Source organism: Pantoea osteomyelitidis (assembly GCF_044342975.1).
Lineage (GTDB): Bacteria > Pseudomonadota > Gammaproteobacteria > Enterobacterales > Enterobacteriaceae > Pantoea > Pantoea osteomyelitidis.
This window is the reverse complement of sequence record NZ_JBGFSN010000004.1, coordinates 1,000,555-1,014,978: the sequence shown is the minus strand read 5'-3', so window position 1 is coordinate 1,014,978 and position 14,424 is coordinate 1,000,555. Positions and strand designations below refer to the sequence as shown.

Annotated in this window: 16 protein-coding genes; 4 read left to right on the top strand and 12 right to left on the bottom strand. The window is 58.9% G+C overall.

The genetic code is table 11. The features are described 5' to 3' along the window. Positions 1-80 precede the first annotated feature (80 nt). From pqqF to ABU178_RS09860, 9 genes are all read right to left on the bottom strand, one after another. Positions 81-2,408, bottom strand: coding sequence for a pyrroloquinoline quinone biosynthesis protein PqqF (gene pqqF / locus ABU178_RS09900; protein ID WP_397214314.1), 2,328 nt, complete (start codon positions 2,406-2,408; stop codon positions 81-83). A 20-nt stretch (positions 2,409-2,428) separates the two neighbouring features. Further along, positions 2,429-3,571: a pyrroloquinoline quinone biosynthesis protein PqqE gene (gene pqqE / locus ABU178_RS09895; RefSeq protein ID WP_397214312.1), complete on the bottom strand. Its 1,143-nt coding sequence runs from the start codon at positions 3,569-3,571 to the stop codon at positions 2,429-2,431. Beyond that, positions 3,558-3,836 carry a pyrroloquinoline quinone biosynthesis peptide chaperone PqqD gene (pqqD, locus tag ABU178_RS09890; protein WP_397214309.1) on the bottom strand — a complete coding sequence of 93 codons (279 nt, stop codon included), beginning with the start codon at positions 3,834-3,836 and terminating at the stop codon, positions 3,558-3,560. The genes pqqE and pqqD overlap by 14 nt, the downstream gene beginning before the upstream one ends. A gap of 3 nt (positions 3,837-3,839) precedes the next feature. Next, positions 3,840-4,595 carry a pyrroloquinoline-quinone synthase PqqC gene (pqqC, locus tag ABU178_RS09885; RefSeq protein WP_397214307.1) on the bottom strand — a complete coding sequence of 252 codons (756 nt, stop codon included), beginning with the start codon at positions 4,593-4,595 and terminating at the stop codon, positions 3,840-3,842. Between the two features lie 3 nt (positions 4,596-4,598). Beyond that, positions 4,599-5,516, bottom strand: coding sequence for a pyrroloquinoline quinone biosynthesis protein PqqB (gene pqqB, locus ABU178_RS09880; protein ID WP_397214305.1), 918 nt, complete (start codon positions 5,514-5,516; stop codon positions 4,599-4,601). Positions 5,517-5,570: 54 nt separating this feature from the next. Further along, positions 5,571-5,642 (bottom strand): pyrroloquinoline quinone precursor peptide PqqA, encoded by a 72-nt coding sequence (gene pqqA / locus ABU178_RS09875; RefSeq protein WP_010617686.1) that lies wholly within the window; start codon positions 5,640-5,642, stop codon positions 5,571-5,573. Between the two features lie 136 nt (positions 5,643-5,778). Next, positions 5,779-6,798: a dipeptidase gene (locus ABU178_RS09870; RefSeq protein ID WP_397215766.1), complete on the bottom strand. Its 1,020-nt coding sequence runs from the start codon at positions 6,796-6,798 to the stop codon at positions 5,779-5,781. A gap of 83 nt (positions 6,799-6,881) precedes the next feature. Then, complete coding sequence (locus tag ABU178_RS09865) at positions 6,882-7,844, bottom strand: ABC transporter substrate-binding protein (RefSeq protein WP_397214303.1); 963 nt, start codon at positions 7,842-7,844, stop codon at positions 6,882-6,884. Between the two features lie 123 nt (positions 7,845-7,967). Continuing rightward, on the bottom strand, positions 7,968-8,834 hold the full coding sequence (locus ABU178_RS09860) for an NAD(P)-dependent oxidoreductase (RefSeq protein WP_397214301.1): 867 nt from the start codon (positions 8,832-8,834) through the stop codon (positions 7,968-7,970). 218 nt (positions 8,835-9,052) lie between these two features. On the opposite strand from ABU178_RS09860, the gene ABU178_RS09855 reads away from it, so the two are divergent. From ABU178_RS09855 to ABU178_RS09840, 4 genes are all read left to right on the top strand, one after another. Continuing rightward, entirely contained in the window at positions 9,053-9,658 is a 606-nt protein-coding gene (locus ABU178_RS09855) for a glutathione S-transferase (protein WP_397214299.1), read from the top strand. Positions 9,659-9,827: 169 nt separating this feature from the next. Further along, entirely contained in the window at positions 9,828-11,942 is a 2,115-nt protein-coding gene (gene pqqU / locus ABU178_RS09850; protein ID WP_397214297.1) for a TonB-dependent receptor PqqU, read from the top strand. A gap of 74 nt (positions 11,943-12,016) precedes the next feature. Further along, complete coding sequence (locus ABU178_RS09845; RefSeq protein WP_397214295.1) at positions 12,017-12,268, top strand: type II toxin-antitoxin system Phd/YefM family antitoxin; 252 nt, start codon at positions 12,017-12,019, stop codon at positions 12,266-12,268. Beyond that, positions 12,268-12,687, top strand: a complete 420-nt coding sequence (locus ABU178_RS09840; protein ID WP_397214293.1) for a type II toxin-antitoxin system VapC family toxin — start codon at positions 12,268-12,270, stop codon at positions 12,685-12,687. The genes ABU178_RS09845 and ABU178_RS09840 overlap by 1 nt, the downstream gene beginning before the upstream one ends. Before the next feature lie 43 nt (positions 12,688-12,730). Here the strand turns inward: ABU178_RS09840 and ABU178_RS09835 are convergent, their stop codons facing one another. From ABU178_RS09835 to ABU178_RS09825, 3 genes are all read right to left on the bottom strand, one after another. After that, positions 12,731-13,288, bottom strand: a complete 558-nt coding sequence (locus ABU178_RS09835) for an isochorismatase family protein (protein WP_397214291.1) — start codon at positions 13,286-13,288, stop codon at positions 12,731-12,733. An 18-nt stretch (positions 13,289-13,306) separates the two neighbouring features. Next, positions 13,307-13,732 carry a MarR family winged helix-turn-helix transcriptional regulator gene (locus ABU178_RS09830; RefSeq protein ID WP_397214289.1) on the bottom strand — a complete coding sequence of 142 codons (426 nt, stop codon included), beginning with the start codon at positions 13,730-13,732 and terminating at the stop codon, positions 13,307-13,309. A gap of 83 nt (positions 13,733-13,815) precedes the next feature. Continuing rightward, positions 13,816-14,361, bottom strand: coding sequence for a helix-turn-helix domain-containing protein (locus ABU178_RS09825; protein ID WP_397214286.1), 546 nt, complete (start codon positions 14,359-14,361; stop codon positions 13,816-13,818). Between the last annotated feature and the right edge of the window lie 63 nt (positions 14,362-14,424).

The following is a 14,424-nucleotide window of genomic DNA, read 5'->3' as shown; positions in this document are numbered from 1 at the left end:
TTTGCGTGAAGAAACGGCGCGCGCATAGTGAAGAGTTTTGGCGATAACGGTCAAATTAATTCAGCAATATCTGAGCGTGATTATTCTGTTGGTGCGATGCGCCCGCCGCAGAACAACGCCAGCCAGCGATGTCGCTCCCGCATCATACGCTGATGCAGTTGATGCAGATCGGTGGGCGTCAGCGCCTGGATCGCCGCCTCCGTCAGTACCGGCAGTCCGGTATGTTGACGCAGCGCGCGCAGCGCCACGTCCGCGTCCTGCTGCGGCTGAAGAAAAGGGGTGAGGCGGGATTGCAGGCGGGTGAGATCGGTAGCGGTAATAACGCTGCTGAAGCTGCGCAGAAAATTTTTGCAGTGGCGCAGCAGCGCGGCGGGCGGTTGGTCAGGTGACTGCAACGCAAACAGGATGCCGTCACGATCCCCACAGCGCTGGTAACGGCAGCTGACGACGTAACCGACCTGCTGTTCCACGCGCAGGCGCTGAAAAAACTGCGGTTCGTAAAGCAAAGCCAGCGCCCGCGCGGTCGCCAGCGTCAAATCATCCTGCGAGGGCAGCGGCACGAACAACAGCAGCGCCTGCTCATCACTGACATGCGCGACGCGCCGCAGTGCCCGCAACAGCGGCCATGCGTCAGGTCGCTGCGCCGCATTAACGGTCACGGGAAAGGCGCTCAGCAGCCGCGCCAGCGCCTGATGCAGTGCCGCATCGCCGCCTGTCAGCACGGCGCGCCAGCGATCGATCGGTTGCGACGCGTGGAGCTGTTCCGGCAGCTGTGCCAGCAGCGTGCGAATCGCGATCCCCTCTTCCGGCACCGCTCTGCTTTCGCTTAGAGGTTTAGCCAGCTCGGTAAGCGCCTCGTTCACCGCCCAGAGTCTGTGCTGCTCCGGCAGGCGCAGCGTCAGCTGCCAAACGCCTTCGCGCGCGCTGAACTCGCCTTCGCTGCCCAGATGGCGCAGCGTGCCGAAATAGGGGCGCAGTTGGGCTGCCCTGGCTTTTCCTTCAGCGGCAGAAAAATTGTGAAAGAATTCGGGACGCAGGATGAGCGTAGCGGGCTGCTTACCTTGCTCGCAGTGCAGCAGCGGCTGCGCCGCGGGCGGCAGTGCGGGTTCAGCAAAAACCGCTTCAAGCGGGTAAAAGCGAAAATCGGGTTCAACCTGGTCTGCGGGCCGTCTTTGCCAGTGTTGACGATGAAAGGTTAACCCCTGCGAGCAATACAGCTCCCCTTCAATGCCCGGCGCGCTAAACAGGCGCGTCGCGTGATCGGCGCTTAATGCTGAGATAAGCGCGTTGAGGTCGCCCGCATTGCCGGGCGTAAAGCCAAAGGCGCGTTCACGCAGCTGATCGAGAGGAGCAAGGCGAGCAAAACGTTCCTGCGCCAGATCGCCATAGTGCGCGCGCTGCGCCGGGGAACTGTGGCGCAACGCCTGTAGCCACGCCAGCCAGACCGCTTCCGTTTCCCTCGCCTTGTCAGGCGTCAGGCTTTCTCCCTCAAACGCCAGCGCCAGCCAGCAGGCGTTATCAGCCAGATAAAGCCATTTCATGCTCAGCGCATCGCACAAACCCTGCGATCGCAGCCTTGCCAGCAGGCTGCCGGGCGCATCATCAAGAGCAAACTCGCGCAATAACGTGACAGCGTCACGATTAGCCGACTCGTTATCAGGCAGCAGATAGCTGAGCCAGAAGTGCTCAGGACCGGCAAGGCGCAGCAGGCTGTCCCGCATCGGTTTCAATTGAGGCAGCGGCGACATAACCGGCACAGAGCCGGCTGGCAGCATTGCCGTGGCACGGCGCGCCAGCTGTTCCAGCTCATTTAGCGACTGCGGTCCCTGTAACCAGAGCTGCATCCTGCCGCAGTGATAGTGCTGCTGATGAAAGCTGCGCAGCGCAGCGCGCAGCGCGTCGATTTGCTCACCAAAGCATGCCCGGCTGCCGATGTGAAAACGATGAAACTCAGCGGGCTGCGCCACGCCGTCCAGCAGCGCCGCTTCGCTCAGCGTCTGCGCATGGCTTTGCAGCAGCTGATACTCCGCATCGATCACCGCTACCTCCTGCTGAATAGCAGCGGGTGCGAATAAGGGCGCCGCTACCATATCCATCAGGCGCGCCAGCCCCTCCGCCAGTTGCGGCGCGGCGACCTCAAAGAAAAAGGCTGTTCGCTGTTGCAGCGTGGTGGCGTTGACACGGCCGCCCGCGCCCTGAACCCAGGGCATCAGCCGCTGGTCATCGGGAAAGGCGGCGCTGCCGGTAAACAGCAGATGTTCCAGCAGGTGCGCCAGCCCCGGCCAGCGGTCGGGTTCGTGATGGCTGCCCGCGGCGATCTGCACCAGCGCCGCCGCCTGACGGGCCGCGGGCTGATGCAGCAGATGCAGCTGCAACCCACCCGGCAAAACCAAACTGCGCGATGCCAAACTGCGCGATGCCAGCGACATCAGCCTGGCGGAGATTTATAGATCAGCTGAGAGTTAACGCGGTTACGGAACTGCAGCTGGGCGATTTTGATATCGCTGCAGCTCGCTTCGCGGCGCGCTTCGAGAATCTTGTCATGATGCGGCGATTTGCTGCATACCGGATCGGCATTATCGGCGTTGCCGGTCAGCATAAAGGCCTGGCAGCGGCAGCCGCCGAAATCCTTCTCTTTTTCGTCGCAGGAGCGGCACGGCTCCGGCATCCAGTCGAAGCCCCGGTAGCGGTTAAAGCCGAAGGAGTGATACCAGATATCCTGCAGGCTCTGCGCCAGCACCGACGGGAACTGCACCGGTAGCTGGCGCGCGCTGTGGCACGGCAGCGCGGTGCCTTCCGGCGTCACGCTGAGGAAAATCGCCCCCCAGCCGCCCATGCACCCTTTTGGCCGCTCTTCATAATAGTCCGGGGTAACAAACAGCAGGTTAGTAAGATTGCCGCTGGCGGCCATGCGCTCGCGGTATTCGCCCACGATCGCTTCAGCGCGGGCGATCTGCTCACGCGTCGGCAGCAAGCCCTGACGATTCAGATGCGCCCAGCCATAAAACTGACAGGTCGCCAGCTCAACGTCATCCGCTTCCAGCTCAAGGCAAAGCTCGATGATTTTATCGATCTGGTCGATATTATGACGATGCAGCACAAAGTTCAGCACCATCGGATAGCCACGCGCCTTCACCGCTTTCGCCATCTCCAGCTTCTGCTGAAAAGCTTTTTTCGATCCCGCCAGCGCGGCGTTCAGCGTTTCGTCGCTCGCCTGGAAGCTGATCTGAATATGATCGAGCCCGGCGTCGCTAAAGGCATCGAGCTTTTTCTCCGTCAGGCCGATGCCGGAGGTGATCAGATTGGTGTAAAAACCGAGGTCGCGCGCGGCACGAATCAGCTCAGGCAGATCCTTACGCGTCAGCGGCTCGCCGCCGGAAAAGCCGAGCTGTACGCTGCCCATGGCGCGCGCCTGGCGGAACACCTCGATCCACTGTTCGGTGGTCAGCTCCTTCTCCTGTTCGGCAAAGTCGAGGGGATTAGAGCAGTAGGGGCACTGCAGCGGACAGCGGTAGGTTAACTCCGCCAGCAGCCACAGCGGCGGGTTAACGCCGGGTTTAATTGGGTTCATGAAACTGTATCCACTTTTGCTCATACGCCGCCTGCAGGAAGGCTTTTACATCATCATCCACGCCGCCCGCTTCCGGGAAACGCGTATTCAGCGTCTCAATAATCGCCGCCACATCCTGCTTGCCATCCACCAGTTCGAGAATAGCGGTAGCGGTTTCGTTCAGTTTGGCCATCCCTTCCGGATAGAGCACCACATGGCTCTCCTGCGCCGGTTCCCACTGCAGGCGGTAGCCGCGACGAAACGCGGGAATTGTGTTCTCTTTCATTATTTATACCAGTCGGGTTGTGTGCCAGGCCGCCTTATCGGTGACCGTATGGTAAGGGGGACGCTGTAACTCATAGGCCATGGTCATGGCGTCCAGCATAGTCCAGAGAATATCGAGCTTGAACTGCAGAATCTCCAGCATCCGGTTCTGTTTCTCCGGCGTGTTGCAGAACTCCAGCGCCAGCGCGAGACCGTGCTCCACGTCGCGGTTCGCCTGGCTCAGACGGCTGCGGAAGTAGAAATAGCCCTCTTCTTTGATCCAGGGATAGTGCTGCGGCCAGCTCTCCAGGCGTGACTGGTGGATCTGCGGGGCGAACAGCTCGGTCAGCGAACTGCATGCCGCTTCCTGCCAGTTCGCGCGGCGGGCAAAGTTAACGTAGGCATCTACCGCAAAACGCACGCCGGGAAGCACGTGCTTTTCGGAGAGCAGCGCGTCGCGATCCAGCCCTACCGCCTCGCCCAACTGCAGCCAGGCCTCAATCCCGCCCTCATGGCCGTTGCTGCCGTCATGATCCAGAATGCGCTGTACCCATTTGCGTCGCGTGGCCGGATCGGGGCAGTTCGCCATGATCGCCGCATCCTTCAGTGGAATATTGGTCTGATAATAGAAGCGGTTGGCGACCCAGCCCTGAATCTGCTCGCGCGTCGCCTGGCCGTTGTGCATAGCGACATGGTACGGATGGTGAATATGGTAATAGGCGCCTTTGGCGCGCAGCGCCTGTTCAAAAGCTTCCGGCGTCAGAGTCTCAGTAATCTGCATCGCTTAGTCCTGAAGGTTAATCGCCATACCGTCCTGGCTCACCTCAATGCCCTGTTGTTGCAGGTACTGACGCTGTGGTGACTGTTCGTTCAGGATCGGATTGGTGTTGTTAATGTGGATCAAAATTTTGCGTTTTGCCGGCAGCGCGGCAAGCAGCGCCATCAGCCCCTGCTCTTCAGCCAGCGCCAGGTGGCCCATCGCTTTGCCGGTATTTTTCCCGACACCGGTGGTGAGCAGCTCATCATCCTGCCAGACGGTGCCATCAATCAGCAGGCAGTCTGCTTTTTGCAGCCACGGCATAATCACTGCATCCGGCTCGCCCAGGCCGGGCGCATAAAGCAGCGTCTGGCCGTTTTGTGTGTTCTCAATGAACAGCGCCACGTTATGACCCGGCAGTGGCCGGTCGCGGTACGGTGAATAAGGCGGCGCGTTGCTGAGAATCGGGATCGCGGTAAATTGCAGGTTGCGGCAAATATCGACGCGAAACGGCGTCAGCGGCTCGATGGCATGATGTTGCAAGCCGCCGTTCCAGTGCTGCAACATGGTAAACACCGGAAAGCCGCTGGTGAGATCGCCGTGCACTTCCGGCGTGCACCATACCTGATGCGGGCAGCCTTCACGCAGGCTCAGCAGTCCGGTGGTGTGATCGATCTGGCTATCGGTCAGGATAATGGCGCCAATGGCGGTACCGCGCAGCACACCCTTTTTTATCAGTTCTGGCGTATGGGCGATTTGCTGGCTGATATCAGGCGATGCGTTGCAGAGCACCCAATCTTCGCCGTTATCGCTGAGAATAATTGACGACTGCGTGCGCGCCGTGGCCTGAATGGTGCCGTTACGCACACCCTGACAGTTTGCGCAGTTGCAGTTCCACTGCGGGAAACCTCCGCCAGCGGCGGATCCGAGGACTTTTATATACATGAAGGAAAACCGGGAAGCGAAATAAAATGCCCGCACGAATGGCGGGCAGAAGTCTTAACGGTTGGAGATATACAGCGTTACTTCCAGACCCAGACGTAAGTCAACAAACTCAGGTTTTTTCCACATAATGCTCTTCCTCTTGGTGTGAATGAAGGGTTAATACCTTGCAGCAGACTATCAGCTAGCCTGCTAACAATTTTTGCCGGCAGATGGTGCGCCAATGCTTCACGGAGATCAACCCGGAATACGTAAGGATTTGGCACTATTCGCCCCAAATCTGTTTCAGTACCCGCAGCCAGTTCCCCGTTGCCAGCTTCTCAAGCAAATGATTATTATAGCCCGCCTGCTCCAACGCCGCGAACAAACGCGGCAGCCCGCTAACGTCGCCCAACGCCTCTGGCAACGAGATACCGTCGAAATCGGAGCCGAAGGCCACATGATCTTCGCCCATTATCGCGATCAAATGATCCAGATGTTTAACAATTTCTGTTAACGGCGTGTCGGCATCGCGTTTACCGTCGGGACGTAAAAAGGCGTTGCCGAAATTTACCCCAACCACGCCGTTGCTGACGCGAATCGCTTCCAGCTGCGCATCGGTGAGATTGCGCGGCTGTGCGCAAAGCGCATGCGCGTTGGAGTGCGTGGCCACCAGCGGCGCGCTGGAAAGGCGCGCGGTGTCCCAAAAGGCTTTTTCATTCATATGCGACACATCGATCAACATGCGACGCCCATTGGCCTGCGCAATCAGCGCTTCGCCCTGCGGCGTCAGCCCTGCGCCGCTGTCCGGCGATCCCGGAAAAGCGCCGGTTACCCCTGCGCCAAAGCGGTTCGGCAGATTCCAGAAGGGGCCGATGCTGCGTACCCCGGCATTATAAAACGCCGCCAGCGCCTCACCCTCGCCATCCAGCGCATCCGCCCCTTCGATGTGCGCCACCATTGCCAGCACGCCCGCAGCGCGGCATTGAATAATTTCCGCCACGCTGCGACAGATCCTGGCGCGCCCTTCAGAGCGCGCCTCAATCTGCTGCAAAATCGCCAGCTGCTGCCACATGATGGACAACCCATCCGGCGCCTGAGCCAGCCGTTCGGGGGCCATTTTTTCCACATAGCTGAGGGGCGGGACGAAAATAGCGAACAGGCCGCCCACAAAGCCGCCCTGCTGCATGCGGGGGAAATCGAGATCGCCGCGCGGAATGGCGTTAAAAAAGGCCTCGGCGGGCGCGTCGGCATAGTGCAGCCAGAGGTTCAGCAGCAGATCGTTATGACCATCAAACAGAGGCAGCATAGGCGGCGGCAACAGGCGAGACAACATCCGGCTATGCTACGCGCCAGCCGGGGTTTCGCCAAATGCAAGCGCACGTTTCGCTACGGTTGCGCAATCTGCAACCCACGATAAAAGGTCGGCCTGACGTCGAGAGCTTTCTGGATCAGCCCCGCTTTTTGATAAAAATCGGCGGTCTCCTGCTGCTGTTGAATAGTGGCCTCGTCGATGCTTTGCCAGTGCGACTGGCGGCGCGAGAAAGCTTTTTTCGCCGCCGCCTGCGGAAACCCGATGATTTTCGCCAGCGTGGCGGAATAGTCATCAACATGATCGTTCGCCCAGCGATCGGCGGCGGCAAGTCGGCTAAGGTAATCCTGCAACGCCGCGCGCTTCGCCCGATCGTTAAGCGCCGCGTTGGTGGCGGCAAGAAAACTGTTGCCGGTCGCCAGCCCATTGCCGTAGACCAGCACGCGCCCGCTGTGGGTCTCCTCTGCCAGCGCGGTATAGGGATCCCAGGTTGCCCAGGCGTCCACCGAGCCGTTCACCAGCGCGATACGCGCATCGGCAGGCGTGAGAAAACGCCAGGTTACCGCGTCTGCGCTGACGCCCGCCTGCTCCAGCGCTTTGAGCGCAAGAAAATGACCAATCGAGCCGCGCCCGGTGGCGATGCTTTTTCCTTTCAGATCGGCGGCGTTTTTCAGCGGCGAATCGGGCGCGACCACCAGCGCGGTGCCGGTGGGCTGGGATTTGCTTACCGCCACCGCTTTCACCTGCGAACCCGCCGCGATGGAAAACAGCAGCGGCGCGTCGCCAATAATTCCCGCATCCACCGCACCGGCGTTCAGCGCCTCCGCCAGCGGCGCGGCGGCGGGAAACTCTGCCCATTCGATGCGATAAGAGAGATTATCAAGCTGGCGCGCCGCTTCCATTTCCGCGTGCATATTGCCTTTTTGATCGGCGATACGCAGCGTTACGGTTTCCGCCTGTGCGGCGACCCCGCTCAGCAGCAGGCTAAGGGCCAGAAAAGAGAGTTTGTTCATAGGTTTCCCGCTAAAGGTGAAAGGCATCAGCCTAAACCGGAACGGCAAAAACACAGATGCCGATTCTGCATGTGGTTAGCGGGGAAATGCATAACGCGAAGGGTTAAGGGTTTAAGACGCCGCCAGCCTGAACGGACCGGCGGCTGAGGCTTAACGATCTTTCAGATACTGGTAAATCACCGACAGATCCTGCTCGCCGTAGCCCGCATCAACCGCTTGCTGCCATAGGTCGGCGATATTTTTCAGTGCCGGAAGCTGACTGTGGTTCGCCGCATCCAGCGCCAGACGCGCATCCTTCAGCGCCCAGATCAGATGCATCTGCGGAGTAAAGTCGCCGCTCTCGATCATTCCCAGCTTCACTTTGGCGTAAGGTGCCGCCAGCGGTCCGCCATCCAGCACCTTCCAGAGATCGTCGGTGCTGAAACCAAACTCTTCCGCCAGCCGGGTGCTCTCCGCCAGGCTCTGCATCAGGCCAATCAGCCAGCTGTTAATCACCAGCTTCATGCGCGATCCGGCCCCCGCCTCGCCAAGCCACTGCGCCCCTTTGCTGATGGCGGCAAAAACCGGTTCCAGCGCCTGCGCTTTCTCTTTATCGCCGCTCGCGAGGATCAGGATCTGGGCGTTTTCCGCCGGCGCTTTGGTGCCGGAAACGGGCGCATCAATATAAATCACATCCGGGCGTGCGCTGGCAAGATGGGCGATCAACGCATCGGTTTTTTCTGTGCCGATGGTGCCCATCTGGCACACAATAGCGCCCTGCTTCAGGGATTTTTCAATCTGCTTAAACACGCTTTCGGTGATGTTGCCGTCAGCCAGCATGGCAATAACGACTTCCGCGTCAGCGACCGCCTGCTCAGGACCCTCCGCCAGCTTCAGCCCGGCGTTCTCCAGATCCTCGCCACGCGCCCGCGTCCGGTTCCAGCCGTGTACGGTAAAGCCTTTTTTCAGCAGGTTGGCGGCAAAAGCGTGGCCCATTGCGCCCAGGCCCAGCACCGCAACCGTTGGTTGTTGACTCATGTTTACTCCCTCATGGTGATGTTGTTGTCATTATGACTGGCATGACGCATTTGTAACGCAGGCGTCGCCTGAGTTTTTGATTACTAAAGCAAAGGCACGCGCTGCTGTGGAGAAAAAAACGTAAGCGTGTGTGACAACGCATAAGGTTGCAGCCTGAGCGCATCCACACCTCATCACGCGCTATAGTAGTCGCTTATCTCATAAAATCAGGAGTGATTATGGAGTTATTTGGAACGCTCGGCTCGCCCTACGTGCGCCGTACGGCAATTGCGCTACGCGCGCTGGAGGTAGAGTTCGGGCTGGTGCCGCTGTCGGTCTTTGCCGATTTTGCCCGCTTTCAGCAGGTAAACCCGGTGGTCAAAGCACCCACGCTGCGCCTTGATGATGGCACGCTGCTGATGGACTCGTCGCTGATTATTCAGCATTTTGAGGCGTCGGCAACGGCGGGAAATGCACTGTTGCCGTTACAGACGGAACAACGGGCGCGCGCGTTAAGCGGCGTTTCGTTCGCTCTCGCCGCCTGTGACAAAGCGGTGCAGATTGTTTATGAGCATCGCCTCAGACCGGAAGAGAAACAGCATCAGCCCTGGCTGGATCGTATTCATGGTCAACTGGGAGCCGCCTGCCGTCAGTGGGAAACGCTGGCCGTCGCTCACCCGGCTGAACAAACCGATCTCTTTACGCTCACCAGCGCCGTGGTCTGGACCTTTATCCAGCGCATGCTGCCCGGCAGCTATGTGCCGGCCAGTTTTCCCGCGCTTGAAGCGCTGACGCGCGTGCAGGAAGCGAAGCCGCTGTTTAAAACTTTTGCCATGCCTGAATAGCGACCTTATCGTTCAGTTTCCGCCGCCAGGCTGCCCCGGTCTGGCTTTTTTCACCCTGGCCGCCGCAAAATCCTTGATGTTGTGCTTTTCATATATGTGACAAAACATTAACCTGCGCGCCATAATGTTCCTGATGGTTCGTTTCTTCTCTTTTTTACGGTCTTTCACTATGAAAATTACGTTACGTTGTCACGCACCGCTCCCTTTATTGGTTATGCTGCCGTTTGGCGTACTGGCCGCCGATCAGGCCAGCAATACTCTGGTAGTTAACGCGGCACCGGCGGGCAGCGGTCTTTCTGAGCTGGATACGCCAGCGGCGGTGAGCGTGGTCAGCGGTGATGAAATGCGTCAGGCCGCGCCGCGCGTGAACCTTTCTGAAAATCTCAGCAGCGTTCCCGGCCTGCAAATCCAGAACAGACAAAACTACGCGCAGGATTTGCAGATTTCGGTGCGCGGCTTCGGTTCGCGCTCCACCTACGGCGTACGCGGACTGCGCATGTATGTGGACGGCATCCCGGCCACCATGCCGGACGGACAGGGACAGACCTCCAACATTGATATCAACTCGGTGGATCATGTGGAAGTACTGCGCGGGCCTTTTTCCGCGCTCTACGGCAACGCATCCGGCGGCGTGATCAATGTCGAAACGCAAACCGGCCAGCAGCCCACCACGCTGGAAGCAGGCAGCTGGTACGGCAGCTACGGCAGCTGGCGCAACAGCGTCAAGGCGAGCGGCGCGACCGGCGACGGCACCCAGGCGGGCGATGTGAATTACACCGTCTCTGCCTCGCGCTTTACTACCCATGGCTATCGCGACCACAGCGCAGCGCAGAAAAATCTGGGCAATGCGAAGCTCGGTGTGCGGCTGAATGATGTCAGTACCCTGACGCTGCTGTTTAACAGCGTACACGTCGAAGCGCAGGATCCGGGCGGGCTGACGGAAGATCAGTGGCATGAGAATCCGCGTCAGGTAGTCAGCAACGTCACGCTCTATAACACGCGTAAAACCGTGGACCAGACGCAAGGCGGCCTGCACTATCAGCGGCAAATGAGTAAAAATGACGATCTCAGCGTGATGATGTATGCCGGTATCCGCGAAACTACCCAGTTCCAGTCGATTCCTGCCAGCGTACAGAGCAATCCCAGCCACCCTGGTGGTGTGATCGATCTGACCCGTCATTATCAGGGCATCGATACGCGCTGGACGCATCGCGATACGCTGCTGACGCTGCCGGTCACCTTCACCGGCGGGCTGGATTATGAAACCATGACCGAACGGCGCAAAGGCTACGAGAACTTCACCGTCAGCAACGGCGTGACCGATTACGGCACTCAGGGCAATCTGCGCCGCAACGAGCGCAACCTGATGTGGAATCTCGATCCCTACCTGCAAACTGCCTGGCAGCTGACCGATAAGCTGTCGCTGGATGCGGGCGTGCGCTTCAGCACGGTGAACTTCGACTCCAATGACGATTATCTGGCGAACGGCGACGACAGCGGCGATGCGCGTTATCACAAATGGCTGCCCGCCGCCTCGCTGAAATACGCGATCGATAACGGCTGGAATGCTTATCTCTCCGCCGGGCGCGGATTTGAAACGCCGACCATTAATGAACTCTCTTACCGCTCTGGCGGTGAATCGGGCCTGAACATCGGCCTGAAACCCGCCACCAGCGATACCCTGGAGCTGGGTACGAAAAAACGTCTCGGCAACGGTCTGCTCACCGCTGCGCTGTTCCAGACCGATACTCAGGATGAGATCGTAGCGGACAGCAGCAGCGGCGGCCGCACCACCTACAAAAACGCCGGTGAAACGCGACGTCGCGGTCTGGAACTGGGCTTTGATCAGCAGTTCGGCTGGGACTGGCGGCTGAAGATGGCTTATACCCTGCTGGACGCGCGCTATCGTAGCAACGCCTGCGGCGATGACAGCTGCGACGGCAACCGTATCCCCGGCATCGCCCGCAATATGGCGTATGCAGGACTGGCGTACGCGCCGGAACAGGGCTGGTACGCAGGGGCGGAGCTGCGCTACATGAGCCATATCGAGGCGGATGACGCTAACGACGCACAGGCTCCCTCTTATACCGTGGCGGCGCTGACTAGCGGCTATAAATGGCTGGTGAGCAACTGGACGATGGATCTTTTTGGCCGCGTGGATAATCTTTTTGACCGCAATTACGTGGGTTCGGTGATTGTAAATGAAAGCAATGGCCGTTACTTCGAACCGGCGCCGGGCAGAAACTACAGCGTGGGATTAACCCTGAGCTACGCGTTTCAGTAATCGTTTAAAATTTGCTCTTTTTTCTGCGCTGAAGTAGATTAATGTAGTTACGTTGCTACAAAAGAGGGGGCGTTATGCCTGTTACGACTTTTACCAGCCGGGCTTTCAACCAGGAAGTATCGCGCGCGAAAAAAGCGGCTGAAATCGGCCCGGTTTATATTACCGATCGCGGCCAGCCTGCCCATGTGCTGTTAACCTATGAAGCTTATAAAAAGCTGAACGGCAGTCAGCGCAGCATACTCAGCGCGCTCGCCATGCCTGAGGTGGCTGATATCAACTTTGAACCTGAACGTGCACTCATTACACACCGGGATGTGGATTTCTGATGCATTATTTACTGGATACCAACGTGATTTCCGAATTACGAAAAGCAGGGACGCTGAAGATCGATCCCAACGTTGTACGCTGGGCTGAAAGCGTTGATGCAGGCGATATGTTTATTTCTGCGCTCACGCTGATGGAGATCGAAAAAGGTATCCTGAAGCATGAACGAAAAGATAAACTTCAGGCCCAGCTGCTACGTCACTGGTTCAGCCATCATGTGCTGCGTGAGTTTGCTGAACGCACCCTGCCGATGGATGCGGAAATCGCGCTCTATTGCGCGCGTCTGCATGTCCCGGACAGACGATCCGAGTGCGATGCATGGATCGCCGCGACGGCATGGCGGCATGACATGGTTCTGGTGACCCGCAATACGCGGGACTTTGAAGGGATGGGCGTCGCGCTGCTGAACCCCTGGGAATAGATTAAACGGGCCGAACTTACTGAAAGTTTCGGCCCTTTTTTTCTTACAGCGCGTTAACCAGCGCCAGCACTTCATCGGTGGTGCCGGTTTCGCCCAGACGCGGGAAAATCAGCTCAACGCTGTTGTTATGGGTGTTGATATCAAGATCGGTCATTGCATCCGTCGCCAGCGTGACGTTGTAACCTAATTCATAGGCCTGACGCGCGGTGGATTCCACGCCGATGCTGGTAGCGATACCGCAGATAACCACCTGCGTTACGCCGCGCTGCTGCAATTCATCGTGCAGCGCCGTGTTGTGAAACGCGCCCCAGGTATATTTGGTAATGGTCAGATCGCCCGACTGCGGCGTCATTTCCGGCACCAGCTGCGCCCAGTCGGCAGGCAGTTCGCCAGCATGACGCGGCTGTCCGGTACGGCCCGGCGCGCCGCCGGCAACATTTACCAGTACCACAGGCAGGTTTTTCGCCCGGAAAGCATCCGTCAGTCTGGCGGAAAGAGCGATCACCGGTTGCGGATCGTGGCTGACCGGCAGCGCGACAATCCCCTTTTGCAGGTCAATGACGATCAGGGCGGTTTTTGCATCAAGCGTGGTTACAGCCATGTTTATTCCTCTCAGGATTTATTGGTCGGCAATTCGTTGCAGCAAGGGAATGGTGTGCAGCAGTTGCTGCTGCTCTTCTGATGAAAGCCGGGTTTCGATGATTTGTAGCAGCCAGTCATCGCGCATCGCCCGGTTGCTGGCGATGAGCTGCAGGCTGCGCTCCGTTGGCGAATAGCGCGTCTTGCGGCCATCGGCGGGATCGGGTTCGCCCACAATCATCTCCGCCTCCAACAGGCTGGCGACCGTGGCCCCCATTGACTGCGTACGCACCCCTTCGGCGGCAGCCAGTTCGGTTACCGTCATCTCGCCGTCGCGCACCAGATAACCCAGCACCGCCACCTGTGACCAGGTAAGATCGCCCGGCGGCGCAGATTCACGCAGACGGCGTCCCAGCTTGCCGATCACCGTACGCAGCGCCGCAGCGGAAGATGTCACATCGCTCATGGCTTCCTCCTCTTGCATTTTGCGCGGCAGTATATAAATAGTCAGGCAAACTGGGTAGTTTACCTTCGTATCAATTTGTAAGATCAGCCGCGGCGCAGATAGTGAATCAGGCTGTGAAAGCGCAGCGGCATCTGCAGCGGGTTACGATAGCTGTGCGGCACGTCGGCGGCGAACTGAAACGCCTCACCCTCACGCAGATGATGCCATTGTCCGGCGACTGCCAACATCAGCTCCCCCTGTATCACCACCACCTGCTCGGTCACGCCCGCTTCATGGGCGGAGGAGTCGCTTTGCGCGCCGGGGGCAAGCTCCACCGCCAGCAGGTCGAATCGTAGCCGCTGATCATAGGGTAGCAGCGAAGTGACCTGCATCCGGGCATTTTGCTGGCTGTAAGCCTTTCCCGCGCCGGTTCCCGCGTCGTTGTCGTGAATAAAAAAGGAAAAAGGCACGTTAAAACCGGTAGCGATTTTCCACAGGGTCGCCACCGTCGGGCTCGATTCGCCGCGTTCAATCTGTCCGAGCATCGCTTTGCTGACGCCGGTGCGCTCCGCCGCCAGCGCGAGGCTCCAGCCATTGGCCTGACGCAGCTGCTTCAGGGCACTACTGAGATGGTGATGCAGAGTTTCCATCGTTCCTCCTGATGCAAAACCGGCAGTGTAGCACTTGTGCGCTATAGCGCACTATGGCACCCT